Annotated in this window: 25 protein-coding genes; 12 read left to right on the top strand and 13 right to left on the bottom strand. The window is 70.1% G+C overall.

The window, feature by feature from the left end; translation table 11 throughout:
* Window positions 1-54 precede the first annotated feature (54 nt).
* Entirely contained in the window at window positions 55-474 is a 420-nt protein-coding gene (locus tag P6897_RS13290; protein WP_282501462.1) for a GNAT family N-acetyltransferase, read from the bottom strand.
* Between the two features lie 93 nt (window positions 475-567).
* Between P6897_RS13290 and P6897_RS13285 the strand changes: the two genes are divergently transcribed.
* On the top strand, window positions 568-1,458 hold the full coding sequence (locus tag P6897_RS13285; RefSeq protein WP_282501461.1) for an NUDIX hydrolase: 891 nt from the start codon (window positions 568-570) through the stop codon (window positions 1,456-1,458).
* The gene (locus P6897_RS13280; protein ID WP_282501460.1) at window positions 1,455-1,862 is read left to right on the top strand and encodes a DUF2809 domain-containing protein; all 408 of its coding nucleotides are present in this window, start codon (window positions 1,455-1,457) and stop codon (window positions 1,860-1,862) included. Before P6897_RS13285 ends, P6897_RS13280 begins: the two co-directional genes overlap by 4 nt.
* Here P6897_RS13280 and P6897_RS13275 read toward each other — a convergent pair.
* Complete coding sequence (locus P6897_RS13275; RefSeq protein ID WP_282501459.1) at window positions 1,801-2,448, bottom strand: TetR family transcriptional regulator; 648 nt, start codon at window positions 2,446-2,448, stop codon at window positions 1,801-1,803. The two genes, P6897_RS13280 and P6897_RS13275, sit on opposite strands and share 62 nt — an antisense overlap.
* 51 nt (window positions 2,449-2,499) lie before the next feature.
* On the opposite strand from P6897_RS13275, the gene P6897_RS13270 reads away from it, so the two are divergent.
* From P6897_RS13270 to P6897_RS13260, 3 genes are read left to right on the top strand one after another with little or no spacing between them, the layout of a single operon-like run.
* On the top strand, window positions 2,500-3,141 hold the full coding sequence (locus tag P6897_RS13270; RefSeq protein WP_112617513.1) for a biotin transporter BioY: 642 nt from the start codon (window positions 2,500-2,502) through the stop codon (window positions 3,139-3,141).
* Window positions 3,138-3,824 carry an ABC transporter ATP-binding protein gene (locus tag P6897_RS13265; RefSeq protein ID WP_282501458.1) on the top strand — a complete coding sequence of 229 codons (687 nt, stop codon included), beginning with the start codon at window positions 3,138-3,140 and terminating at the stop codon, window positions 3,822-3,824. The genes P6897_RS13270 and P6897_RS13265 overlap by 4 nt, the downstream gene beginning before the upstream one ends.
* A 25-nt stretch (window positions 3,825-3,849) precedes the next feature.
* Complete coding sequence (locus P6897_RS13260; protein ID WP_282501457.1) at window positions 3,850-4,446, top strand: CbiQ family ECF transporter T component; 597 nt, start codon at window positions 3,850-3,852, stop codon at window positions 4,444-4,446.
* Between the two features lie 30 nt (window positions 4,447-4,476).
* Here P6897_RS13260 and P6897_RS13255 read toward each other — a convergent pair whose 3' ends face one another.
* From P6897_RS13255 to P6897_RS13220, 8 genes are all read right to left on the bottom strand, one after another.
* Entirely contained in the window at window positions 4,477-5,193 is a 717-nt protein-coding gene (locus P6897_RS13255; RefSeq protein ID WP_282501456.1) for an anaerobic ribonucleoside-triphosphate reductase activating protein, read from the bottom strand.
* A 10-nt stretch (window positions 5,194-5,203) separates the two neighbouring features.
* Window positions 5,204-7,000 carry a ribonucleoside triphosphate reductase gene (locus P6897_RS13250; protein ID WP_282501455.1) on the bottom strand — a complete coding sequence of 599 codons (1,797 nt, stop codon included), beginning with the start codon at window positions 6,998-7,000 and terminating at the stop codon, window positions 5,204-5,206.
* A 209-nt stretch (window positions 7,001-7,209) separates the two neighbouring features.
* On the bottom strand, window positions 7,210-10,239 hold the full coding sequence (locus P6897_RS13245; protein WP_282501454.1) for a glycoside hydrolase family 38 C-terminal domain-containing protein: 3,030 nt from the start codon (window positions 10,237-10,239) through the stop codon (window positions 7,210-7,212).
* A 27-nt stretch (window positions 10,240-10,266) separates the two neighbouring features.
* Window positions 10,267-11,118 (bottom strand): carbohydrate ABC transporter permease, encoded by an 852-nt coding sequence (locus P6897_RS13240; protein ID WP_112617507.1) that lies wholly within the window; start codon window positions 11,116-11,118, stop codon window positions 10,267-10,269.
* A gap of 1 nt (window position 11,119) precedes the next feature.
* Window positions 11,120-12,064, bottom strand: coding sequence for a sugar ABC transporter permease (locus P6897_RS13235; protein WP_112617506.1), 945 nt, complete (start codon window positions 12,062-12,064; stop codon window positions 11,120-11,122).
* 7 nt (window positions 12,065-12,071) lie between these two features.
* On the bottom strand, window positions 12,072-13,433 hold the full coding sequence (locus P6897_RS13230) for an extracellular solute-binding protein (protein WP_282501453.1): 1,362 nt from the start codon (window positions 13,431-13,433) through the stop codon (window positions 12,072-12,074).
* A 107-nt stretch (window positions 13,434-13,540) separates the two neighbouring features.
* Window positions 13,541-14,770 (bottom strand): ROK family transcriptional regulator, encoded by a 1,230-nt coding sequence (locus P6897_RS13225; RefSeq protein WP_282501452.1) that lies wholly within the window; start codon window positions 14,768-14,770, stop codon window positions 13,541-13,543.
* Window positions 14,771-14,858: 88 nt separating this feature from the next.
* The gene (locus tag P6897_RS13220; protein ID WP_282502596.1) at window positions 14,859-15,755 is read right to left on the bottom strand and encodes a Bax inhibitor-1/YccA family protein; all 897 of its coding nucleotides are present in this window, start codon (window positions 15,753-15,755) and stop codon (window positions 14,859-14,861) included.
* Between the two features lie 158 nt (window positions 15,756-15,913).
* On the opposite strand from P6897_RS13220, the gene P6897_RS13215 reads away from it, so the two are divergent.
* The 5 genes from P6897_RS13215 to P6897_RS13195 are packed head-to-tail and all read left to right on the top strand — an operon-like array spanning window position 15,914 to window position 21,791.
* Window positions 15,914-16,912, top strand: coding sequence for a glycerophosphodiester phosphodiesterase family protein (locus tag P6897_RS13215; protein WP_282501451.1), 999 nt, complete (start codon window positions 15,914-15,916; stop codon window positions 16,910-16,912).
* 6 nt (window positions 16,913-16,918) lie between these two features.
* On the top strand, window positions 16,919-18,541 hold the full coding sequence (locus tag P6897_RS13210) for a PAS domain-containing sensor histidine kinase (RefSeq protein ID WP_274178998.1): 1,623 nt from the start codon (window positions 16,919-16,921) through the stop codon (window positions 18,539-18,541).
* A 10-nt stretch (window positions 18,542-18,551) separates the two neighbouring features.
* The gene (locus tag P6897_RS13205; RefSeq protein ID WP_282501450.1) at window positions 18,552-19,511 is read left to right on the top strand and encodes an ABC transporter ATP-binding protein; all 960 of its coding nucleotides are present in this window, start codon (window positions 18,552-18,554) and stop codon (window positions 19,509-19,511) included.
* Entirely contained in the window at window positions 19,508-20,599 is a 1,092-nt protein-coding gene (locus tag P6897_RS13200) for an ABC transporter permease (RefSeq protein ID WP_282501449.1), read from the top strand. Before P6897_RS13205 ends, P6897_RS13200 begins: the two co-directional genes overlap by 4 nt.
* A gap of 7 nt (window positions 20,600-20,606) precedes the next feature.
* Window positions 20,607-21,791: a GAF domain-containing sensor histidine kinase gene (locus P6897_RS13195; RefSeq protein WP_282501448.1), complete on the top strand. Its 1,185-nt coding sequence runs from the start codon at window positions 20,607-20,609 to the stop codon at window positions 21,789-21,791.
* Between the two features lie 10 nt (window positions 21,792-21,801).
* Here P6897_RS13195 and P6897_RS13190 read toward each other — a convergent pair whose 3' ends face one another.
* The 3 genes from P6897_RS13190 to P6897_RS13180 all read right to left on the bottom strand — a co-directional run bounded on the left by P6897_RS13190 (window position 21,802) and on the right by P6897_RS13180 (window position 23,462).
* Window positions 21,802-22,719 carry a helix-turn-helix domain-containing protein gene (locus tag P6897_RS13190; RefSeq protein ID WP_274178995.1) on the bottom strand — a complete coding sequence of 306 codons (918 nt, stop codon included), beginning with the start codon at window positions 22,717-22,719 and terminating at the stop codon, window positions 21,802-21,804.
* A 19-nt stretch (window positions 22,720-22,738) separates the two neighbouring features.
* Complete coding sequence (locus tag P6897_RS13185) at window positions 22,739-23,065, bottom strand: ATP-dependent DNA ligase (RefSeq protein WP_112617498.1); 327 nt, start codon at window positions 23,063-23,065, stop codon at window positions 22,739-22,741.
* 187 nt (window positions 23,066-23,252) lie between these two features.
* Window positions 23,253-23,462, bottom strand: coding sequence for a hypothetical protein (locus P6897_RS13180; RefSeq protein WP_274178994.1), 210 nt, complete (start codon window positions 23,460-23,462; stop codon window positions 23,253-23,255).
* Window positions 23,463-23,596: 134 nt separating this feature from the next.
* Between P6897_RS13180 and P6897_RS13175 the strand changes: the two genes are divergently transcribed.
* Both P6897_RS13175 and P6897_RS13170 read left to right on the top strand, forming a co-directional pair.
* Entirely contained in the window at window positions 23,597-23,932 is a 336-nt protein-coding gene (locus P6897_RS13175; RefSeq protein WP_269267985.1) for an ATP-dependent DNA ligase, read from the top strand.
* 163 nt (window positions 23,933-24,095) lie between these two features.
* Window positions 24,096-25,202 carry an acyl-CoA desaturase gene (locus P6897_RS13170; RefSeq protein WP_269268047.1) on the top strand — a complete coding sequence of 369 codons (1,107 nt, stop codon included), beginning with the start codon at window positions 24,096-24,098 and terminating at the stop codon, window positions 25,200-25,202.
* The last annotated feature ends 34 nt before the right edge of the window (window positions 25,203-25,236 follow it).

Below are 25,236 nucleotides of genomic sequence, written 5' to 3'. Positions count from 1 at the left end.
CACGAGTCTTGGGGGCGCGAATTGCCAGGTGAAGCGCTTGGCGGGGCTGCTGCCTCAGCGCTTGGCGGGTGACGCGCGACGCACCATCGCGGTCTCGTCGGGGGTCTCGAAGCCGAATTCGGCGTAGAGACTGTGCGCGTCGCGCGTGAACAGCGTCCAGCGGAAGTCGTGCCCGGGGCCCTCGTCGATCATGCGCCGGAGGATGCGGTGCGCGACGCCCGCGCCCTGATGCTCAGCGGCGACGAAGACGTCGGCGAGATAGGCGAAGCTCGCACCATCGGATGCCGCGCGGGCGAAGCCGATCTGTTCTCCGGTGTCGGCGCGATAGGCCCCGACGACCCGCCAGGCCGCGTCGAGCTGCGCCTCGAGCACGGAGCGCTCGCGCCAGCGGCCCCAGTAGGCCTCGGACGAGAGCCAGCGCCATACGACGTCGCGCTGGATGCGGGCGGGTGAGTCATCGATCTCGTACTCCACGTCCCCATTGTGCGCCGCAGCACCGGGGAGACCCGGCTGGTAACACGATGCCAATCACGGGCCCGCGGACCGCGGCTGTGTCAGGCTGTGAGGATGACCGACGATCCCGCCGCCGCCCCGCGCCCGCCGCACGGCCCGCGCGATCCCGGCGACGCGTGGGTCGTGGCGCCGTCGGGCGAGCGGTACTGGGGGCGCTTCGGTGCCGCGGGCCTGCTGGCCATCGATCCGGAGCGGGGCGTGCTGCTGCAGCATCGGGTGTCGTGGAGCCACTTCGGCGACACCTGGGGTCTTCCCGGCGGCGCGCGTCACGCGGGGGAGTCCGCGCGCGACGGAGCGTTGCGCGAGTCGGCCGAAGAGGCCGGCGTTCCCGCGGACGCCGTTGCTCCGCGGTTCCTGTCCGTGCTGGATGTCGGGGTGTGGACCTACGGCACCCTCGTGGCCGACGTCACGACGCCCTTCCACCCAGTCATCAGCGATCCCGAGAGTCGCGAGCTCGCGTGGGTTCCCATCGACGAGGTCGAGTCCTTCCCGCTGCATCCCGGGTTCGCGGCATCCTGGCCCCGGCTGCGCGGCCTGCTCTCGCTACGCCCGACCGTCATCGTCGACGTCGCGAACGTGGTCGGCTCGGTCCCCGACGGCTGGTGGCGCGATCGGGCCGGCGCCGCCGAGCGGCTGCTCGCCCAGGTGGCCGCGCTGTCCGACCGGGGGATGGATGCCGCGGGCCTGGAGCTCCCCGAGGACATCTGGTTCCCGCGCGTGGTCGCCGTGGTCGAGGGGCAGGCCCGCGAGGTCACCGCCCCCGCGGGGGTCGAGCTCACTCGCGCACTGGCTGCCGGTGACGATGCGATCGTCGACGCGACCACCGCCGCCGTGGCCGCGGGTGAGCGGGTCAGCGTCGTGACGTCGGATCGCGAGCTGCGCGCTCGCGCCGAGGCGGCGGGGGCCCGGGCGGTCTCGACGTCGTGGCTCCGCGACCGGCTGTGACCGCCGGCCGCGCAGCCCGGCGCTGGGGCGCGGTCGCGCTGGCCGTCGCTGTCGTCGCGGCAGGGCTCGTCGTTCACGGCATCCTGCCCGACACCGCGGCGACCGACATCGCCGGTGACGCGCTCTACGCCGTGTTGATCTACGCTCTCGTCGTCGCCGTCGCACCCCGTGCCGGAACCGTCGTCGTCGCGGCGATCGCCGGCGGCTGGTGCATCGCCGTCGAGCTGCTGCAGCTGACCGATCTGCCCGCGCGGGCGGCCGCCGTCTTCCCGCCGGCGGTCCTGGTGCTCGGGACGGTGTTCGACGCGCGCGACCTGCTCGTCTACGTCGTGACGATCGTCATCACCGGGGCGCTGGATGCTGTGTGGCGCCGCCGGCGAGCACCGTCGTCACCCCCGCGATGATCAGGTCGAGCGCCGCGGTGAAGCCGTCATCGTCGCTGGCGGCGATGCGTTCGGGCGACGCAGCGACGTCGCCCGAGGCCGCGCCCCACGCGTCGGCGCTGCGGCGCTGCTGCTGGTGGAAGGTGAAGCCGACGACGAAATGGGTGACGGTGTCGGCGATCGTGTCGGCGAGAGAAGCCGACTCGCCGCGCTCGAGTGCGACGGCCCGGAGCCGCGCGTGCGCGGGTGGCTCGACGAGCCCGAGCGCGAGCGAGCTGGAGACGACCTCGGCCCCGTCGCGGTAGGCGAGCAGGCTGTCGTGCAGGCGCACGGCGACCTCTCGGGCGGCGACGTCGAGGCTCGTGCCGGCCTCGTCAGCTGCGCTGACCGGACGGAGGATGCGCGCGCTCACGGCCGCGAGCAGCTGCTGCTTGTTCTCGACGTGCCAGTACAGGGCACTCGGCTGCACGCCGAGATGCTCGGCGAGGCGCCGCATCGACAGATCGGGCAGGCCGACCCGGTCGAGCAGCTCGAGGGCGGCGTCGACCACGTCGTCCCTCGAGCGTCGGGGCGCGCGACCTCCGCGGTTTGAATCGTCGGCGATCATGGCGCTACTCTACCTGAACGCCGTTCACGTGAACGGTGTTCAGGAGGAACAATGACCCCGTCGATCCCCGCGTCGCGCGCCGCGCTCGATGCGACCGACCTCGCCCGCGCCGCGGTGTTCGCGGCCCTGATCGCCGTGCTCGGGCTGCCCGGCTCGTTCCCGCTGTTCGGGGGTGTGCCGATCACGGCGCAGACCCTCGGCGTGATGCTCGCCGGCGCCGTTCTCGGGCCCGTCGTCGGCGCGGCCTCGGTGGGCACCTTCCTCGCTCTCGTCGCCGTGGGGCTTCCGCTCCTCGCGGGCGGTCGCGGCGGGCTCGCGGTCTTCGCCGGCCCGACGGCGGGCTACCTCGTCGGCTGGCTCGTCGGCGCCGTGGTGGTGGGGCTGATCGTCCACGCCGGCGGGCGGCGACCCGTGTGGTGGCGCACCGTGGCCGGGCTCCTCATCGGCGGGGTGCTCGTCGTGTATGCGTGCGGCATCCCGGTCCAGAGCCTCGTCCTGCGCCTGCCGCTCGAGCAGGCGGCGCTGGCGAACCTCGCCTTCGTCCCGGGCGACATCGTCAAGGTCGTCGTCGCGACGCTCGTGATCGGAGCACTCGTGCGCGGCTACCCTCGCGCCTTCCGGCGTACGTGGGCGCCGCGTGCGAGCACCCGGGCCGGCGATGATGCGCCGACCCGGACCGCCGCCCCGGCATGACGGTCGGCATCCGTCTCGAGGCCGCGGCCGTCCGCCTCGGGGACGTGCAGGTGCTGGCACCCCTCACCCTCGGCCTCGACGCGCGCACGATCGCGGTGGTCGGCGACAACGGTTCGGGCAAGTCGACGCTCGCCCGACTCATCGGCGGACTCGTGCGGCCGACGTCGGGAGCCGTCCGGGTGCTCGGCTGCGACCCGGTCCGGGATGCGGCCGAGCTGCGGCGCCGCGTCGCGATCGTCTTCAGCAACCCGGACGCGCAGATCGTCATGCCCACGGTCGCCGAGGATGTCGCCTTCTCGCTTCGCGGCGATCGCGGCTCGCGCGCCGACCGCGCTGCACGGGTCGACCGGGCGCTCGATCGGTTCGACCTGACCGACCTCCGCGATCACCCCGCGCACGAGCTGTCGGGCGGGCAGAAGCAGCTGCTCGCCCTGTGCGGAGCCTTCGTCCGCGACCCCGAGCTCGTCGTCGCGGATGAGCCGACCGCGTTCCTCGACGGGCGGAACGCCGCCCGTATCGCCGGGCATCTTCTCGGCGACACCGGCCACCGAATGCTGCTCGTGACCCACGACCTCGCTCTCGCGCGGCGGTGCGAGGTCGGCGTGCACGTCGCCGCGGGACGCATCGTCGCCGTGGGAGACGCGGCCGAGGTCGTCGATTCATACGCGAGGACCTGGCGATGACGTCGGCCGAGGCGGATGCGGCGCGATGCTGACCCTCTACCGTCCGGATGCGCGTGGGTGGCACCGGCTCCCGGCGGGACCGAAAACCCTGCTCCTCCTCGGCCTGGTGATGACGGTGTCGCTGCTCCCGGCTGCACCGGCGACTGCGGCCGGTGCGGCCGTCCTGTGCCTCGCCTGCTACGCCGTCCCCGGAACGGGCTGGCGCGAGCTGATCCGACAGATCCGGGCGCTGCGGTGGCTCGTGATCATCGCGCTCGCCGGCCAGCTCATCTTCCTGGGGCTCGAGCCCGCCGTGGTCGGAACCGTGCGCATCCTGGCCGCGATCCTGCTCGCCGCCCTGCTGGCGCTGACGACGCCGGTTGCCGCGCTGCTCGACCTCTTCGAGCGTGCCCTCCGTCCCGCCCGGGCGATCGGCGCCGACCCCGAGCGCATCTCCCTCCTCCTCGTCGTCGCGCTCGGCTCCGTGCCGACGCTCGCGCGCCTGGCAGGCGAGGTGCGAGACGCGCACCGCGCGCGGGGCGCGGGAGGCGGCATCCGTTCCTCCGCGCTGGCGTTCATCGTCCTGGCACTGAAACACGCCGACGACCTCGGCGACGCTCTCACCGCGCGGGGCGTGCGCTGACTCGTGCCGAGTTCGCGCAACCGCGGCGCCTCATCTCACGTCGACGCGCTCGAACCGTTCTCGCGGCACGCGGTCGAGCCGCAGCGGGGCGGCGACCGGCGTGCCGCACCGGCTGCCCGCCGCACGGAATCGCTGGATCGCCCACCGCCGCACCCCGCGGTCGGCCAGCAGCTCGCCGAGATCGCCGAGCCGGGCGTCGTCGATGAGGTCGGGATGCACGGTCGTGCGGACCTCGACATCGAGCGGATGCGGCGAGTCGGCGCGCTCGCGCTGAGCGGCGACCACGAGGTCGAGCGAGCGCAGTGCGGCGCGTCCGCTCGGACCCCGGCCCGTCACGCCGGCGTAGTCGTCGGCCCCCGCTTTCATATCGAGGCCGATCCACGACAGGGCCGGCAGCACGGCTTCGAGCAGGTCCGGGTAGGCGCCGCCCGTATGCAGTCCGACGTCGAACCCGAGTTCGCGGGTCCGTGCGATCGCGTCGGGGAGGGCGCGTTGCATCGTCGGCTCACCGCCCGAGAAGACCACCCCGTCGAGCAGGCCGCGGCGCTCGCCGAGGAAGGCGGCGACGTCCGCCCACGGCATCACCCCGCTTGTCCGCGGATCGATCAGATCGGGGTTGTGGCAGTAGGTGCAGTCCCATGGGCACCCCTGCAGGAACACCGTCGCCACGAGGTGCCCCGGCCAATCGACCGTCGAGAACCGCGAGAGTCCCGCGATGCGCAGCTCGGAAGCGCTGCGACCCGCCACAGCGGACACGTCACACGACCGCCGCGGCGCGTTCGTACGAGAACGCCACACGCTCGGCGGCCTCGCCTCTCTTGCCGATGTTGAACGACGAGACCGGGCGGAAGTAGCCCATCACCCGCGTCCAGACCTCGCACTCGGCGAGGCACTGAGGGCACGTCGCGTGGTCGCCCGAGAGGTACCCGTGCTGGGGGCAGATTGAGAACGTGGGGGTGATCGTGATGTACGGGATGCGGAACCGCTCGAGCGAACGGCGGACGAGGGTCTTGCACGCCGCCGCCGTCGGTGCGGCCTCGCCCATGTAGAGGTGCAGGACGGTGCCGCCGGTGTACCTCTGCTGCAGCCCCTCCTGGAGCTCCATCGCGAGGAATGGGTCGTCGGTGAACGCGACCGGCAGCTGCGACGAGTTCGTGTAGTACGGATTGGCGGTCGTGCCGGCGTGACGGATGCCCGCGAAGCGCGCGATATCGGCGCGGGCGAAGCGGTAGGTCGCCGACTCGGCCGGGGTGGCCTCGAGGTTGTAGAGGTGCCCGGTCTGCTCCTGGAACTCCACCATGCGTACGCGCACGTGATCGAGCAGGTCTGCGGCGAACCGCATCCCCTCCTCGGTCGTGATGTCATCCGTGTCGCCCGAGAAGTTGCGCACCGCCTCGTTCAGCCCGTTCACGCCGATCGTCGAGAAGTGGTTGTCCAGGGTGCCGAGGTAGCGCCGGCTGTAGGGGAACAGGCCCCCGTCGAGGTGGCGTCCGATGACGGTGCGCTTGGCCTCGAGGCTGTCGCGCGCGATCTCCAGCAGCCGGTCGAGCTGCGCGTACAGGCCCGCGCGGTCGCCGGCGTGCACGAATCCGAGCCGCGCGCAGTTGATCGTGACGACCCCGACCGACCCGGTCTGCTCGGCCGAGCCGAACAGCCCGTTGCCGCGCTTGAGGAGCTCCGTGAGGTCGAGCTGCAGGCGGCAGCACATCGAGCGGATCATTCCGGGGTCGAGGTCGGAGTTCACGAAGTTCTGGAAGTAGGGCAGGCCGTACTTCGCCGTCATCCGGAACAGCGCGTCGGCCTCGGGAGAGTCCCAGTCGAAGTCCTTCGTGATGTTGTAGGTCGGGATGGGGAAGGTGAACGCCCGGCCGTCGGCGTCGCCCTCGGTCATCACCGACAGGAACGCGCGGTTGATCATCGCCATCTCGGGCGCGAGATCGCCGTACGTGAAGTCGGCGAGGCGCCCGCCGACGAGCGGGCGCTGGTCGGCGAGGTCGTCGGGGCAGGTCCAGTCGAAGGTCAGGTTGGTGAACGGGGTTTGGGTGCCCCATCGCGAGGGGACGTTGAGGTTGAAGACGAGCTCCTGGATGCCCTGGCGCACGGCTCGCTCGTCGAGCCCGTCGAGCCGCACGAAGGGTGCGAGATAGGTGTCGAACGAGCTGAACGCCTGCGCTCCGGCCCACTCGTTCTGAAGGGTGCCGAGGAAGTTGACGATCTGGCCGAGGGCGCTCGAGAAGTGCTTCGGCGGGGCCGACGAGATCGCGCCCGGAACCCCGTTGAACCCCTGCTCGAGGAGCTGGCGCAGCGACCACCCGGCGCAGTAGCCGGCGAACACGTCGAGATCGTGGATGTGGATGTCGCCGTCGCGGTGCGCGGCTCCGGCCTCGGGCGCGTAGACCTCGTCGAGCCAGTAGTTGGCGATCAGCTTGCCAGACGCGTTGAGGATGAGCCCGCCGAGGCTGTAGCCCTGATTCGCGTTCGCGTTGACGCGCCAGTCGCGTCTCTCGAGGTACTCCTCCACGGTGCTTCGGACGGGGATGGTGCGCGTGGTCATGGAGGTCCCTTCGCGAGATGCCCCAGATGTGGGGGTCGAATCTCGATTCAGCCACCACATGCTGTGTCGGCCCCGCGTGGCGCGCCGGAACAAATCCGCGCACGGCTCGCGCACGAACAGCGGAGAATGTCGCGGACTTCGGACATATCGCGCGAATAGGTCCGAAGTACGCGGCATCCTCCGAGTTCCGCGACCCGCGGAGGCAGGGCTCAGCGGGCGAAGCGGAGGGTCACGATCTCGAACGGGCGGAGGGAGAGGGGAACGGCATCGTCGACGAGGGCGGAGGCCGCGACCTCGCGCTCGAGCAGATCGGTCCGAACCGCCCCGAGCGCGTCGAAACCGGGGTGCACGACGGTGTCGACACGGCGGCCGAGCGCCTCGTACAGACGCACGACCACGTCGCCCGAGCCGTCCTCGGCGAGCTTGACCGCCTCGACGACGACCCCCGGATCCGCCACCGTCACGATCGGCTCGATCGCGGAGGCGGTCCCCGTCACCACCCGTTCGGGCAGATTCAGCCGATAGCCCTCGACGACGGCATCCTCGACGTCCGCGCCGACGACCAGGCCGACCCGCAGTGCATACGCGCCCTGATCCTGCGTGGGATCGGGGAACAGCGCCGACCGGATGAGCGACAGCCGGACGACCGAGACCGTGCCGCCGCCGACCGAGCGCTCGGCTCGCGTGATGTCGTGACCGTAGGTGGAGTCGTTCACGACCGCGACGCCGAAGCCGGGTTCGCCCACGCGCACCCACCGCTGCGCGACGGTCTCGAAGCGCGCGGCATCCCACGACGTATTGGTGTGGGTCTTCCGCTCGATGTGGCCGAACTGCACCTCCGAGGTCGCGCTGTCGGTGTGCACGTCGACGGGGAACGCGAGCTTGAGCAGTTTCTGCGTCTCGTGCCAGTCGAGTTCGAACCCGAGCGACAGGGTGCGCGACCCGGCATCGAGTCCGATGCGCTCGACCACGCGCGACGAGCCGAACGATCGGGTGACGACGACCTCGTCGCCGTCGAGCTCGAGGCCGTCGATGTCGGTGAGGTCGGTGACGGTGTTCCGATAGTGCACGTCGACATCCCAGGCATCCCACTGCGTCGGGGTGTCGCGGTGCAGTTGCAGAAGAGCGGATGCCGCGCCCGGCGGCACACTCTCGCGACCACTCGCCACATCGACCGCCGAGACGATCAGGCCGCGATCGTCGATCACCACGCGCACGATGCCGTTGTCGAGCACCCAGCCCTCGGGCGAGCGTTCGGGGCGCACGCGGGATGCCGGGGCAACGGGTACGGCTCCGAGCGCCGGAACCCCGCCGCGCGCATGCGGCGCGGCGTTGACCCTGAGCTCGGATGTCGCCTCGCCCGGCTCGGGCGATCCCGCGAGAGCGGTCAACGCGTCGCCGATGATCTCCTCGAGCTCGCGGGCGACCGCGGCGTAGTTGCGCTCGGCGTCCTGATAGACCCAGGCGATCGACGATCCCGGCAGGATGTCGTGGAACTGCTGCAGAAGCACCGTCTCCCACGCCCGCGCGAGCCTCTCGGCGGGATACGTTGCGCCGGTGCGTACGGCCGCGGTCGTCGCCCACAGCTCGGCCTCGCGCAGCAGGTGCTCGCTGCGGCGGTTGCCCTGCTTCGTGGCGAGCTGGCTCGTGTAGGTGCCGCGGTGGAACTCGAGATAGAGCTCGCCGACCCAGACCTCGGGCTCGGGGTACTCCGCTTCGGCGGTCTCGAAGAACCGCTGCGGCGTCGAGTGAACGACACGGGGTGAGCCCTCCAGCGAGGTCGTCCGCGCGATCGCCGCCGTCATCTCGCGAGTGGGGCCGCCCCCGCCGTCACCGAATCCATAGGGGAGCAACGACACCGTGCCGCGCCCCTTGTCGGCGTAGTTGCGTTCGGCGTGCGCGAGCTCGGCTGCCGACACGATCGAGTTGTACGAGTCGACCGGCGGGAAGTGGGTGAACAGGCGGGTGCCGTCGATGCCTTCCCACCGGAAGGTGTGGTGCGGCATCCGGTTCGTCTCGTTCCACGAGATCTTCTGCGTGAGGAACCAGCGGGCGCCCGCGGCCTTCGCGATCTGCGGAAGAGCTCCGCTGTAACCGAACGAATCGGGAAGCCACACCTCGGGGGTGTCGATGCCGAACTCGCGCTCGAAGAAGCCTTTGCCCGCGATGAACTGCCGCGCCAGGGCCTCCGCGCCGGGCAGGTTCGTGTCGGATTCGACCCACATGCTGCCGACCGGCACGAACCGGCCCTCCGCCACACGCGCGCGGATGCGCTCGAACAGGTCAGGGTAGTACTCCTTCACCCATGCGTACTGCTGCGCCGACGACGCGGCGAAGACGAAGTCGGGGTCTTCGTCCATGAGCGAGAGGACGTTCGAGAACGTGCGAGCGACCTTCCGCACCGTCTCGCGCACCGGCCACAGCCACGCCGAGTCGATATGGGCGTGCCCGACGGCATGCAAGGTGTGTGCGCTCGCCGAGGCCGGCGCGGCCAGCACGGGAGCGAGGACGGCGCGGCCCGCGGCGGCGGTACCGGCGACGTCGTGCGGGTCGACGACGTCGATCATCCGCTCCAAGGCGAGAAGGAGGTCGGCACAGCGGGCCGACGCCGGGTCGAGCTGCGCCGCAAGTCCCCGAAGCGCCGAGGTGTCGTCCAGGAGAGCGGTGACCTCGAGGTCGCGCAGTCGCACATCGACCGTCCGCAGCACGTAGACGGGATCGTCCCCGGCGGTCGCCCGGTCGCCGACCGGTGTGGGCGCGAAGGTGAAGATGCTCCCGACGTCGGGGTTGGAGGCGCCCTCCACGAAGACGTCGATCTCACCGCCCGGCGACACCGCCTCGGTCACCGCGTTGTTGAACGGCGCGATGCCGCGCAGCGGCCGGCCGTCGACCGACCACACCATCGCCTCGCATTGGAAGCCCGCCTGTCCGGTCGTGAATCCGAGGTCGACGACGAGCTCGGGTCGCGTCCCGGCGATCGGCTCGCCCCCGTCGAACCACTCGTCCGGCGCCTCGCCCGTGACGCGGAACCAGGTCGTCCCCCACGGGCGTCCCCACGGGTCACCGACAGTGATCGGACGGTAGGCGCCGTCGCGGGCCTCGTCGAAGGCGACCGGCTCGGCCGGCGCCTCCCAGCAGCTGACCGCGAGCGGGCGGGAGTCGCGGTGGATCGCCGGGGCCAGACGTTCGCGGACGAATCGGTCGATGCGCAGCAGCGCGAGAGTGGAGCGGTCGTGCATGGAGGAGCCTTTCGAGGAGGAAGCGGGTCAGCCCTTGACGGAGCCGGCGAGGGCGAACGAGCCGCCCGAAAATCGCTGGACGAGGACGTACAGCACCACCATCGGTGCGGCGTAGAGCACCGAGTAGGCGGCGAGCTGCCCGTAGGCGATCGAGCCGTACTGACCGAAGAAGTTGAAGATCGACACCGCCGCCGGGAACTTCGACGACGTGAAGAGCAGCACGAAGGGGACGAAGAAGTTCCCCCAGGCGGTCGTGAAGACGAAGATGAACACGACGCCGATGCCCGAGCGCATGAGCGGGATGACGATGCGCGCGAGAGCCTGCATCGACCCGGCCCCGTCGACCCAGGCAGCCTCTTCGAGAGAGATCGGCACCGAGTCCATGAAGTTCTTCAGCATCCAGATCGCCATCGGCAGAGATGTCGCGGCCATGAAGACGATGACGCCCCACACCGAGTCGAGCAGCCCGAACGAGACGAACAGCGCGTAGACCGGCACCATCATCGCGGTGATCGGCAGCCCGGTGCCGAAGAGGATCGCGTACATGAAGGTCTTCTGGAACCGCATCGCGTAGCGCGACAGCGGGTAGGCCGCGAGCACACCGACGACGACGGTGATGACGGCGGTGCCCAGCGAGACGAGGATCGAGTTCAGGAGAGGCTGGAACGTGAGCTCCCACGTCATCACCTGCGTGTAGTTCTCGAGGGTCCAGGTCTCGGGGACCTTCATCGTGACCTTCGCGTCGCCGTCGAAGGAAGCGAAGACGATCCACAGCAGCGGCACGAGGAAGAGCACGCCGATCGCCGCGAGGATGATCGACGACAGCACGGTCTGAGCCCGCTTCCGCGGTGCCGAGACCGAGGTGGCGATGGTGGCCATGTCAGTCGACCTCCGGCTTGAGGATGCGGATGTAGACGGCGGAGAAGACGGCGCCGATCAGGAGCGTCACGACGGCGATCGCGGTGCCGTATCCGACCTGGGCGAACTTGAACGCCTCCTGGAACGCCAGCACGGGGAGCGTCGACGACTGCGTTCCCGGACCGCCCCCGGTCATCACCCAGATGAGCGTGAACACGCCGAGCGTCTGCAGTGTCGTCAGCAGCAGATTGGTGGAGATCGACCGCCGGATGACGGGGAGGGTGACGCGGATGAAGCGCTGCCAGGCGCCTGCGCCGTCGATCGTCGCGGCCTCGATCAGCTCCGGCGGCACCTCGGAGAGCGCCGCGTTGTAGACCATCATCGAGAAGGCCGTGCCGCGCCAGATGTTCGCCAGGATCACCGCCAGCATCGGGAAGTAGTACAGCCAGCTCGTCCCCTCCAGCCCGAACCAGCCGAGGAAGGTGTTGAGGGTGCCGTCGGTCTGGAAGAAGGCGTAGAGGGCGAAGGCGGCGACGATCTCGGGCAGCACCCACGCCAGCACCACGAGTCCGCCGACGAGCGAACGCAGCGGCTTCACCGAGTTGCGGATGAGGACGGCGAGCAGCATCCCGAGGACGTTCTGGCCGATCACGGCCGAGGCCAGCACGAACACGACGGTGAGTCCGAGCGAGAGCCAGAACTCTCCCGAGGCGAACAGGGCCGTGTAGTTGTCGAGTCCGATGAACTGCGGGTTCGCGGCGCGGGGCCCGGTCATGGCGCGGTCGGTCAGTGACCCGTAGAGCGCGTAGACGATCGGTCCGAGCATGAACGCCAGCAGCAGGAGCACCGCGGGCAGGAGCGGGAGAAGTCGTGCGGCGGCACGGCCGGCCGACCGGCCGGACCGGGAGGTGATCTCCCGGCCCGGGCGGTGCCGACCGCCGGTGGTGACGGTGGCGGTGGCGGTCATCGCTGGATCAGCCCGCCTGCGTGTTCTCCTCGCCGACGATGCCGACGAGAGCGGAGTCGTACGCGGCCTGTGCATCCTGCGGGGTCGCCTGACCGGTGAAGATCGACTCCGTCGCGCGCGGGATGTTCGCCGAGATCTGCGAGTAGTCGGGCGTCGCCGGCCGGAAGTGGGTGTACGGCACGAGCGATGAGAAGAACTCGAACGACGGGTTGTAGTCGAGGTACTCCTGGCTGGCGGCGACGTCCTTGCGCACAGCGATCTGTCCGGCCTCCTGGTGGTACATCAGCGCGTTCTCGAACGTCAGCGCCTGGGCGATGAAGTCGAAGGCAGCCTGCGGGTTCTTCGCGTTGGCGCCCATCGCGAGCGTCCAGCCGCCCGACATCGAGGTGAAGCCGTCACCGCCGCCGTCCTGCGTCGGCATCGCGGCGAAGCCCATCGTCTGCTCCCACTCCGGCCAGGCGTTCTCGCCGTCGATCCAGTTGCTCGGCAGCCACGAACCGTCGAGCGCGATGGCGATCCCGCCCTGGGGAAGGAGTTCCGTGCTGACCTTGGTTCCCCAGCCGGCGTCGAGAGCCAGCGCGGGGTCGGGGCCGAGCTTCTCCTCCGCGACCGTCTGATAGAACTCGAGTGCGTCGAGGAACCCCGCCGAGCCGGTGACCCACTTGTTCGTGTCGGTGTCGAGGAGCTCATCCTCGGTGCCGTAGAGCAGCATCTCGAAGCCCTGCATCGACGTCGCCTCGCCCAGGGCCTGCGACGCGTAGATGTTGAACGGGATGACGTCGGGGTTGCTCTCCTTGATGGTGCGCGCAGCCTCGAGCACGTCGTCCCAGCTCTCCGGCGCCCAGTCCTCGGGAAGCCCCGCCGCCGCGAACAGCTGCTTGTTGAAGTAGAGGCCCCGGGTGTCGGTGCCGAGCGAGACGCCGTACGTCTTGCCGTCGTCGCCGAGCCCGGCCTGCTTGGCGCCGTCGTCGTACTGCTCCCACTGGTCCCAGTCGGCGAGATAGTCGTCGATCGGCTGCAGGTATCCGGCGGCGGCATCCGATCGGATCTGGAAGGTGTCCTCGTAGATCACATCGGGCGCCGTCCCCGCCGACCCGTTCATGAGGGCGAGCTTGGTGAAGTACTGGTCCTGCTCCGCCTCGATCGGCACGAGCTCGACCGTCATCCCCTCGTGCGCGGCCTCGTACTCCTCCTTCGTCTTCTTCATGAGCTCGTCCATCGCGGTGAACGACGTCGTCTTCTGATAGGCGACGCGGATCGTGTCGGACGACGCTTCGTCTCCGCCCCCACCGCCGCTGCCGCAGCTCGTGAGAGCGAGCGAGAACGCTGCGATGCCGACGACGGCCACGGTCGTGATGGGTCTCTTCATGGTCGAAGCTCCTTTGCTTTGACGAGGGGCGCTGGTGCGTGCGCACGTCTTTTATAAAACAAATGGAATAAAAGAACAAGGCTTCGCCTCGACCCGTCCCGGCGGGTTCAGTTCGGGGCGCCCGCAATCATGAGGTCGGTCGGGCGGGCGGTCATCGCGGCATCGAGCACGAGGCACGCGGCGCCCACGGCGGCGGCATCCGTGGCCAGTCCGCTTTCGAGCACGCGGATGCCGCGCACCGTGGCGGTCTCGGTGCTCGCCGCCACGGCGTCGGAGAGGGCGGGCCCGGCCGTCGTCGAGAGGAGCTTCCACAGCGGCCCCCCGACCACGACGACATCCGCGTCGAGGAGGTTGTTGATCTGCACGACGGCGCGGGCGAGGCTCGACCCGGCTCGCCGCACCGCCGACGCGGCGCGCTCGTCGCCGGCGCGCGCCCGGGCGGCGAGTTCGCGGAGGCGTTCCCGGAGCGCGGGTGCGGCCACGGGCTCACTGCCGTCGATCACGCCCCCGTCGACGAGCAGCCGTTCGGGGGCGATGGCGGCGCCGAGGCATCCGCGCTGACCGCATCCGCATGCCGGCCCGCCCGGTTCGACGACGAGGTGGGCGACGTCTCCGGCGTTTCCCGTGCGGCCCCGGATCGGTGCGCCGTCGACGGCGAGGCCCGCGCCGACGCCCGCTCCGTAGTAAACGAAGATGGAGTCCTGCAGCTCTTGCGCGGCATCCCGCCAGAGCTCGCCGACCATCGCCGCGACGACATCCTTCTCGACCGTGGTCGGCAGTCCCGTCGCCTCGCGCAGCAACGGCCCGAGGGCGAGGTCGTGCCAGACCGGCGGCAGGAGCGGCGGCTCGAACAGGACCCCCGCGTCCGCGTCGAGGGGGCCAGGAGCGGCGACGCCGATGCCGAGCACGGATGCCCGGGAACGGCCGCCCTCCGCGAGCAGCGACTCGACGGTGCCGACGAGGTCGTCGAGGATCTGCTCGCGGGTCGCGTCGGGTCGCGGGGTGCGCTCGGTCTGAGCGACGACCTTGCCCAGAAGGTCGACCACGACGACCGTCTCGACTGCCGGATCGAGATGGATGCCGACGGCGCACCGGGCCGTCGGGTCGAGCTGGAGCGGGGTCCGGGGCTTGCCGGGGCCGGTGACGATCGGGGTTCCCTCGCGCACCCAGCCCTCGGCGACGAGACGGCGGGCGACGTTGCTGAGCGTCTGGGCGGACAGCCCCGTGCGGGCGGCGAGCTCGATGCGGCTGATGCCGTCGGGGGAGCGCCGGATCAGGTCGAGCACGAGCGTCTGGTTGTACGTGCCGACGGCCGGCAGGTTCGAGCCGCGTCTCATGGTTCCTCCCGTCGAACCATACTGCGCACGCGCATGACGAAGGCCCGCCCGGCGAACCGGACGGGCCTTCGGGGATCGCGGGGGAGCGTCAGTTGTTGCCGCGCAGGATCGCGATGATGCGGAGGATCTCGACGTACAGCCAGACGACCGTCACCATGATGCCGAATGCGCCGACCCAGCCGTACTGACGGGGTGCGCCGTTGCGGACGCCCCGCTGGATGTTGTCGAAGTCGAGCACGAGCGAGTACGCCGCCATGATGACCACGAGCACGCCGATGATGAGGCCGAGCGGGATGCCGGCGATCTTCATGCTGTGGAGGCCGAACATCATGCCGCCCGGGATTACCCCGAAGAGCATCAGGCCGACGTTCAGCAGCGAGAAGACGAGGTAGCCGAGCATCGCGATCATGAAGATCTTCGTCGCCTTGGCCGACGCGCGGACCTTGCCGCTGGCGAAGAGGGCGAGGGTCACGCCGACGACCGCGAGGGTCGCGAGGGTCGCCTGCATGACGATGCCCGGGAAGATGAACTCGAGGTAGGCGGAGATACCGCCGACGAAGAGGCCCTCGAACGCGGCATACCCGAAGATCAGGCCGGGCCGGACCTTCTTGCGCGAGGTGAAGGTGACGACCATCGCCAGGACGAAGCCGCCGAGCGCACCGATGATCCAGGGCATCATCGTGGGGGCGGGGTTGTCGCGCGTCACCGGCGAGAGCGTCCAGACCCAACCGACGACCGCCGTGGCCAGCAGGATCGCGAAGAGCCCGAGCGTCTTGACGACGGTGTCTTCGACCGTCATGCGGGAGGTCTCGCGGGCACCGGCGGCGGGTGCCGCGTACATGCCTTCGAGGTGGGCCTGCGTAGCGGCGTTCACGCCGGCGTGCTGCGCCGAGGCGGTCTGCATGCCGGGGGCGGCGGGCGGCGTCAGACCCGGCCGCTGCTCCTTGAACGCGGGATTGTCGAATGCGGGGTTATTGAGGGCCACTGCTCTCACACTCCAAGTCGAGGGTCGACACAGCTGGATGCCGTGTATACCCAGCCTACGGGAACCGGTTCCTCCCGGATATGCGCGGCGCTGTGAGCAGGCCATGAAGCCGATCGCCCTGAGCGAAATCACGCGTCATCGGCCCGTACGCTGGGGTCGTGTCCCGCCCGCTCGTGATCGGCCACCGCGGTGCGCCCGGGTATCGTCCCGAGCACACCCGCTCCTCCTATCACCTCGCGCTCGAGAGCGGGGTCGATGCCGTCGAGCCGGACGTGGTCTTCAGTCGGGACGGGGTCGCCGTGATCCGGCATGAGAACGAGATCGGCTCGACCACCGACGTTGCCGACCATCCCGAGTTCGCTTCGCGCCGCACCACGAAGACCGTCGACGGCGCGTCGCTCACCGGCTGGTTCGCGGAGGACTTCACCTGGGACGAGCTGTCACGGCTGCGCTGCCGCGAGCGGCTCCCGGCGCTGCGGCCCGACAGCGCTCGTCATGACGGCGCGGAGCCGATGCTGCGGCTGCGCGATCTCCTCGACCTCGTCACGGATGCCGCGAAGACCTCCGGGCGGCGGCCCGGCGTCGTGCTCGAGATCAAGCACGCCACCTTCCTGGAGGCCGCCGGCTTCGACGTGGCCGGGCTCATCGCGGCAGAGCTCGACGCGGCTGGCTGGACCGACGGCGACCTGCCGCTGTGGATCGAGTCGTTCGAGCTCACGATCCTCGACCGCCTGGCAGACGCCGGCGTCCGGGGCGCGCGGATCTTCCTCCTCGAGGCCGACGGTGAGCCGTACGACCTGGTCGCGACCGAGGGCGCGGGGGCACGCAGCTACCGGGAGTGGTCGTCGCCCGCGGGGCTCGACGACCTCCGCGGGCGGGTCGCCGGTGTGAGCCTGGACAAGCGGATGATCCTCGACCCCGCGCGGGGCACGGACGGCGGTCGGGTGCTCGTTGCCGCAGCGCACGAGCGCGACCTGGCCGTCTTCACGTGGACGGCGCGTCCCGAGAACGCCTTCCTCGTCCGGCGGCACCGACGCGGTGGCGGTCGATCCGCCTGGGGAGACTACGCGGGCGAGTGGGCCGAGCTCGTGGCATCCGGCGTCGACGGCGTCTTCGTCGACCACCCGGATCTCGGCGTCGACGTGTTCGGGCGCTGATCCCCGATGCTCAGCAGACCCCGGATCCAGCCCTACGCCCAGTATCTGATGGGGGCGTCGACGGTGATGATCTCCACGACCGTCGCGGTCGTCGCTCCCGAGCGCATCACCGTGGCTTACGTCGTCGGCGTGAGCGTCATCGTCGCGGCCTGTGTCGCGATGGGGTTCGTCTGGCGCGACAAGCCGACTCGCGGAACCGTCTGGGTGTGCATCGTCCCGCTCGTCTCGATTCTCGCCTGCGCCCCGCTGCGCAACGGTGCCATCGATCTGCTGCCGGTGACCGGAATGCTCGTCATCTTCCCGATCGCCTGGCTCGCCTTCGCGTTCCCACCGCCCGTTGCGGCGCTGGGAGTCCTCCTCGCGGGGCTGCTGCCTCTCGCGGCGGCGACCGAGCCGCCCGCCGGGCTCGCGGAGTGGCTGGCGCTCGCGACGGTGCCGGCGCTGCTCGGCATGTTTGCGATGGGAAGTCGTTTCGTCTCCACCGACCTCGGCCGCCACCGCACCAGGGCCCGACGCGCCACGCATCGATTGGCCGAGGCGCTCGACTCCTCGAACCGGGCCGACGCCGCGCTGCGCCAGCTGCTCGACACGAGCCCGGACGCGATCGTGCTCTTCGGCGATGACGGCGCGGTGCTGGTCGCGAACGCCCCCGCGCATGCGCTGGCCCAGCGTGCGGGGATCGCGATCTCGCTCGACCAGGACGGGCGCACGTCCGTCTACGAGGAAGACCGGATCACCCCGGTCGTGGTGGGGGCGGACCTGCGCGACATCATCCTTTCGGGTGAACTCGCCGAGGCGCGTCGCGTGTGGGTCGGTGAGCCGGGCGATCAGGTAGCGCTGCGCTTCGTCGCCCGCCCCATCGCGCTCGACGGCGAGCCCATCGGCGTGCTCGTGGTCGCCCAGGACGTGACCGAGCTCGTCGAAGCCGTCGACGTCCGCGATCGATTCCTCGACACGGTGGGCCATGAACTTCGGACGCCGCTCACGGTCATCCTCGGCAATGCCGAGCTCGCGCTCGCCGGAGCGATGCCGGAGCATCGCGACCGCTGGGAGACCATCCACCGCGCCGCCGAGAGACTGGAGCACACCGTCGAACTGATCCTCGCGACGGGTCGAGCGGACGCGACGCCCGGGACAGCGGCGTGCGAGGCTCGTGCCGTCGTCGACAGGGTCGTCGCCGAATCGGCCGACGGCGACTCCGGCGTGGCCGTGACCGTGACTGGAGCCACGGTGCACGCGCGCATCGCAGCCCGCGACCTTCAGGCGATCATGACCGAGCTGCTGCACAATGCCCGGCAGGTGTCGCCTTCCGCCGGTGTCGTCGAGATCTCGATCGCGATGAGACCGGACGAGGTCGAGATCTCGGTGACCGACGAGGGCCCCGGCATGACCCCTGCCGAGCGCCGTCAGGCGTTCGAGCGGTTCTATCGCACCACGCGCTCGCGTCGGAGCGCTGCGCAGGGGCTCGGGCTCGGGCTCGCCCTCGCGCGCGGGCTGGCGCGCGCCCACGGGGGCGAGGTGCGGCTGACGCCCGGGCGGGTGGGCGGTACCGTCGCCGTCGTGAGGCTGCCGCGGGCCAGCCCGCCGGACGCCCCTCCCCCTCTCGATCACGTCTCCGCCGTCCCCTAGGGTGTCGGACATGCTCACCGCCGGGATCACCGTCCGCGATGTCCGTCGATCGTTCGGGCGCGTCGAAGCCGTTCGCGGAGTGGATCTCGACGCTCGCGCGGGAGCGGTGACCGGACTCGTCGGCCCCAACGGCGCCGGTAAGACGACGCTGCTCCTGATGCTCGCGTCGCTTCTGCAGCCGGACGCGGGCAGCATCCGGATCGCCGGCGTCGACCCGGTGACCGATCCCGCCCAAGCCCGCGCACGGCTCGGATGGATGCCCGACGCGCTGGGCGCGTGGGGCTCGCTCACCGTGCGGGAGACGCTGGAGATGACCGCCCGGCTCTACGACCTCGACAGAGCCGCAGCGGCCCGCCGCGCGCGGGAGCTTCTCGATCAGGTCGGTCTGGTCGATCTCGCCGAGTCGCCCGCCCGTGTGCTCTCGCGCGGGCAGAAGCAGCGCCTCGGTCTCGCCCGAGCTCTCGTGCACGACCCGTCCGTCCTCCTCCTCGACGAGCCTGCCTCGGGCCTCGACCCCCAGGCGCGGGTGGACCTGCGCGGACTCCTGCGCGCGTTCGCCGCTGCAGGGAAGACCGTGCTGATCTCCAGCCACATCCTCTCCGAGCTCGAGGAGGTCGTCGACGACGCGGTGTTCCTGCTCGATGGCGCGACCGTGAGTCCCGACCGGGTCGCGGCGGCGGCTCGCCGCACCCGCACCTGGCGCGTCCGCGTCGCCGATCTCGATGCGCAGGCTGCCGTGCTCCCGATCGCGACGGCCCTCGGACTCGACGTCGCGCGCGTGCCGACAGACCGCCGCGATGTCCTGATCCCGTTCTCGTCCGAGATCGAGGCTGCCGCCGGTCTGCGGGCGCTGCTGAGCGCGGGCATTGCGGTCGCCGAGTTCTCGGCCGCGACCGGGATGCTCGAGCACACCTTCCTCGATCTCGGCACCGGCCGGGATCTGGGCACCGAGGGGAAGGAGGCGTCATGAGCGTCGCCCGGCTGTGGACCGTCGCTCGGCTCGAGCTGCTCCAACGGGTGCGCACGGTGTCGTGGTACGTCCTGCTCGGCATCTTCGCCGTGCTGCTGATCGGTGTGACCGCGCTGTCGTTCCTGGCCTTCGGCGGGGGCATCGCGGAGGGCGACCAGCGCGGCGCCGGCATCTACTCGACGATCGTCATCATCACGTTGCTGCTCGTCGTCCTCGTCTCGCCCACACTCAGCGGCAACTCCGTCAACGGCGACCGGGATGCCGCGACCCTCGCACCGGTCCAGGTGACGCTCGCGCGAACCTCCGAGATCCTGCTCGGCAAAGTGCTCGCGGCATGGGTCACGGGTCTCGCGTTCGCCGCGGTGGCCGCCCCGTTCCTCGTCATCGCGACCCTGGCCGGGGGAGTGGACCCTGTCGTCGTCGTGGTGTCGCTGGTCGTCCTCGTGATCGAGATCGGCATCATCGCTGCGATCGGCGTCGGGCTGAGCGGCCTCATCGCCCGGCCTCTCTTCTCGGTCGCCGCGACGTACCTCGTCGTCTCTGCGCTCGTCTTCGGAACGCTCATCGCCTTCGGCCTCGGCGCGACGGCGTTCTCGAGCGAGGCGACCGCGACCTACCGGCCGGCGCAGTACAACGCCGACGGGTCGCCGCAGTGCATCGACGGGGCGGACGACTGCTGGAACGATCCCGCTCGCATGGTCTGCGGCGAGCCGGAGACATCGACCTACACCGTGCCGCGGTTCGATCGTGTGTGGTGGGTGCTCGCGGCCAACCCCTTCGTCATCCTCGCCGACGCGACGCCTGCCGAGTACGACCGGTTCGGCTACCCCGTCGACCTGTTCGGTCAGATCGCATCCGGTGTCCGGCAGGCACAGGTCGCACCTGATCTCGAGACGGGGTACGACGAGTGCCGGCCGGCCGCAGACGGCGCCGTGCCGACCGCGGCGGAGATCCGGGAACGAACGGCGCCGAGCTGGTTCGTCGGACTGGCCGGGCAGATCGTGGTCGCGGGTCTGCTCGTGGCGGGAGCGTGGTCGCGGACGAGGACGCCGGCCCGAGCCCTGCCGCCCGGAACGCGGATAGCGTAAGAGTGCCATGGTCACCGAACTCGACATCACCCGCCGCGAGGCGATCGACGCCTATCACGTGATCGGCGAGGCCCCCGCGCCCGACCTGCAGGGGATCGTCCGCCTCGCAGCCACCGTTTGCGGCGTCAACACGGCCGTCATCAACATCATCGACGACCGCTCGCAGCATCAGATCGCCGCGGTCGGTTTCGAACCCGCGGTCTGCTCACGCGAAGACTCGATGTGCGCCGCCGTCATCGCGCGTCCCGGTCGGGTCATCGTGCCCGACGCGCGGCTCGACGAGCGGTTCGCACACAACCCCTTCGTCACCGGTGAGATCGCCCACGTGCGCTTCTACGCATCGAGTCCGCTCGTCACGCCGGCGGGCGTCGCCATCGGCACCCTCTGCGTCTTCAACGACTCCGTGGGCGACCTCGACGAATCGGCTCGCGAGGCGCTCGATCTGCTGGCTCATCAGGTGGTCGACCTGCTCGAGCTGCGCCGGATCAGCCGCGCTTTGAGCGAGTCGAACGATCAGCTCTCGCGTTTCGCGGGGCAGATCAGTCACGACCTCCGCAATCCGCTGACGGCCCTCACCGGCTTCCTCGAGCTCGCGATCGACAGCCCCGACATGGACAACGCGCCCGAGGCGGCGCGCGTGCTCGCCCGTGCGGAGTCGGCGGCCGACCGCATGAACGCCATGATCTCCGACATCCTCGCCTACGCCCGCATCGGCGGTGCGAGCCCCCAACGGGCGCGCGTCGATCTCGGTGCCGTGATGCACGCCGTCGTCGAGGATCTCGACGCGTCCATCTCGGCCTCCGGCGCCGACATCCGTCAGGACATCGCGGTCGAGCCCGCCGGTGATCCCACGCTCCTGCGCGCGGTGCTCCAGAATGTCGTGGCGAACGCGGTGAAGTTCACCGCGGCCGCGGGGAAGGTCCCGCAGGTGCGCGTCGAGGCGCACGCGGTGCACGGCGGCTGGCGCATCACGGTCGACGACAACGGTCCCGGGGTGCCCCCGGCGGACCGCGAACGCGTCTTCGCGCTGATGGAGCGGGGGGACTCCGAGGCCGAGGGCCTCGGCATCGGCCTGTCGACCTGTCGACGGGTGATCCAGGCGCACGGTGGGCGCATCGGTCTCGACGACTCACCGCTCGGCGGCACCCGCGTCTGGATCCTCCTGCCGGACCCGGCGGCGACCGCCGCCTGAGTCGCGCGCCTCAGCGGCGCAGCGTGTGCGAGGGGTGCTCGCCGTACATCGCGGCGTAGAGCTGCGCGAAGCGTCCCGTGTGCGCGAACCCCCAGCGCAGAGCGACATCCCGCACGGTCGTCGACCCGGGAGGCGCAGCGCGGAGCTCGCGGTGGGCGCCCTCGATGCGCAGGCGGCGAAGGTAGGTGCTCGGCGGGATCTCGAACGCCTTGTGGAAGGCGCTCTGGAGTGCGCGGACCGATGTTCCGGAGGCCACCGCGATGTCGCTGATGCTGATGGGGTTGCTGACGTTCTCCTCCATGAACGCCACAGCGCGGCGCACGGCTCGCGCGGTCGGGCGTCGGCGTTCCCCCTCTTCGGGGTCGATGACGGGGAACGCCGTCACGAGCGATGCGACTGCCTGGTGCATGAGCTGAGTGCGCATGAGAGGCGAGGCGGCGACCTTCTCGTCGGCCAGCATGGTCGCCTCGAGAAAGCGCAGGGTCTCGGCGACGAGCCGTGGATTCTCAGCCCGGCGGTTCAGTCCGGAGAACTGCAGATGGTGAGGGTCGTCGCCGATCATGCCGCGCAGCACGTGGTCGAGCGTCTCCGTGGTGACGCTGAACGTGCGCAGGTGCAGCTGACCGAACTCGGCGGTGAACTCGGTGTCCGGCGGCACGATGAAGGGGGTCCGGCCGTCGCCGGACTCGCCTCCGACCTGCCACCGGTGGCTGCCATGCGCCGCGTGCGCCACGATGAGACGCGGAAAAGCTCGCGTCGTGGTGCGCATCGTCCCCGTGAACCGCACAGCGGCGGCGGCTGCGGCCGGGTGGGCGAGCGCCGCCATCTCGTATCGGAATGGCGCGGACCCGTCGACCGCGAGCGCCACCGGCGTCTCGTACAGCGAGCTGACCGATTCCTGTGCCCGACCGGGGTCGTCGGTCTGCAACCCCCGCCGAACGGGCTCGCTATTCAACAACGAGCTTGTCGGATGCGGACTCTGCCGGTTCGGGGACGACGTAAAGTCCGCTGGGGGAGTTGGCCGTGTACATCAGCGCCTCGAGCCAGGCACGGTTGATCGCGGGGGTCCGGCTGCCGTGGAACGTGAAGACGAGAGAGGCTCCGGCGTGCATCCAGACGGTCGTCCGCCCCTTGCCGACGCTGACGTCGTCCTTCCAAGTGAAGAAGAACGCCTCACCGCGACGAAGCTTCGCACCGATGGTCATCTGGAGGTGTGCGAGCGTGCGGTCCTCGATCTCGACGCGATTGTTGCCGTCGTAAACAAACCTGCCCAATATTCCTCCTCGCGCGCCATTCGGCGCGATCATCAGCTTCCGCGATCGGGTCACGACGCCGCGCGGAAGAGTCCGTTCCGCGCGCGCTCTGTCCGCGACGCGCACAGCCGTGCTGTGCCACCGCAGATTTCAGGCAGTTGTCAGGGAGCGGGAGGGGGTTGACTTTTACGGACGATTACGTAACACGTTAATCACCGGGGATGGCGGCGAGTGTGACGTCCACCCCGGAGGTGATGAGCAGATCGGTGGTCTGCGCCACGCCTTCGCCATCGTTCACGGTCAGCCAGCCGTGACCGAGCGCGAGTGCCGCCGCGATCTCGGCGCGGACGTCTTCGATGTCGCGACCGCCGATGCTGTACGGGCGACCGCCATAGAACACATCGACTCTCTTCGACACGCTTTCGCCCTTCGCTCCACCGGCGTCGAGTCCGCCGTGTCAGGCGAGACTACCGAGCAGCTGAGGAATCACAAGGGGATGCGGCAGGACCGCGCTGATCACTATTGTCAGGTCGAGCACGGGAAGGAAGTGCGATGGGCAGATTCATCTACGAGAACCAGATCCGCGCAGATTTCGAGGATCGGACGCTCGCGCACCTCCAGGCCGTGATCACGACGAAGCTCCGCCGGGGCGAAGCCTTCACGCTCACCTGGAAGGACGACGTGAGCATCGGCGACGGCCGCACGACGGTATGGCTGCACCCGGGCTGCGGCCTCGTCTTCAAGTACTACGGCAGCCGGACGCCGTCGCTGAATCGCGCATGGCTCGAGGCGCTGACGTACACGGCGAACTCGCCGACGGGCCTGTACGTCGTTCCCGAGCCGCCGGAATCGCCCCGTAACGGCGCATTCCTCGACGGCGCGGAGTAGCGGGGCGCCGAGCGTCCCGCCTGTGCGACCGCCGTGCATCGCCGGTGAGACCGGGGCATATACCGCTCCGGCGATCCAGCGCTCCGTAGTGTGAGCCACAGCCGTCGGCATCCGCCTTCTGCTCCCGACCTTCCCGGTCACGAACGAGTCAGCAGGTGCTCTCATCGCTTCATCCGTCGTCGAGTCGCGTCTCGGCCCCATCCGCACCACTTACGCCGGAACCGCCGATTTCCCGCCGATGGCCAAGGCCTTCACCGATGTCTCCCGCGTCGTTCGGGAATCGGGTCTGCTGCGGCGCACGCCCTGGTTCTACGGCCTCGTCGGCCTCGCCCTGATCCTCGCGATCGGCGGCTGCGTGACCGGATTCGTCCTGCTCGGCGACAGCTGGTTCCAGCTGCTCATCGCGGCAGCCCTCGGCATCGTCTTCACCCAGGTGGCTTTCCTCGCACACGAGGCCGACCACCGGCAGGTTCTCGCCTCCGGCCCCGCGAACGACCGCCTGGCCCGCTTCCTCGCCGTCGGCGTCGTCGGCATGAGCCTGTCGTGGTGGACGTCCAAGCACGCCCGGCACCACTCGAACCCGAACAAGGTGGGCAAGGATCCCGACATCGAGATCGACACGATCTCGTTCATCGAAGAGGACGCGGCCACTGCGCGCGGCATCCGCCGATTCATCACGCAGCGCCAGGGCTGGTTCTTCTTCCCGCTGCTGCTGCTCGAAGGCCTGAACCTCCACGCGCTGTCGATGCGCCACCTCTTCAGCCGAGGCCCGGTGAAGAAGCGTGCGGTCGAGATCACGCTGATCATCGCGCGGTTCGCGGTCTTCGTCGCTCCGATCTTCATCTTCCTGCCGATCGGTATGGCCTTCGCCTTCTTCGGCGTGCAGGTCGCCGTCTTCGGGCTGTACATGGGCGCCTCCTTCGCGCCGAACCACAAGGGCATGGCGATCATCGCGCCCGACGCGAAGCTCGACTTCTTCAGCAAGCAGGTGCGCACCTCGCGCAACATCGGCGGCGGCTGGTGGGCGACGTGGCTCATGGGCGGCCTCAACTACCAGATCGAGCACCACCTCTTCCCGAACATGCCGCGGCCGGCACTCGCCCGCGCTCGCGAGATCGTGAAGGACCAGTGCGACGCCCTGAACGTGCCGTACACCGAGACCACACTCTGGCGCTCCTACGCCATCGTCATCGACTACCTCAACCGCGTCGGACTCGCCGCCCGCGACCCGTTCGACTGCCCCATGCGCGCGGAGTTCCGTCGCGCCTGAGGCGCAGCATCCCTCGACGTCGGCCACGGCTCAT

Origin of the sequence: Microbacterium sp. BDGP8, assembly GCF_029991045.1 — a bacterium.
GTDB classification, from domain to species: Bacteria; Actinomycetota; Actinomycetes; order Actinomycetales; family Microbacteriaceae; genus Microbacterium; species Microbacterium plantarum.
The sequence above is the reverse complement of the archived record's forward strand: the minus strand, read 5'-3'. Positions and strand labels throughout refer to the sequence as shown.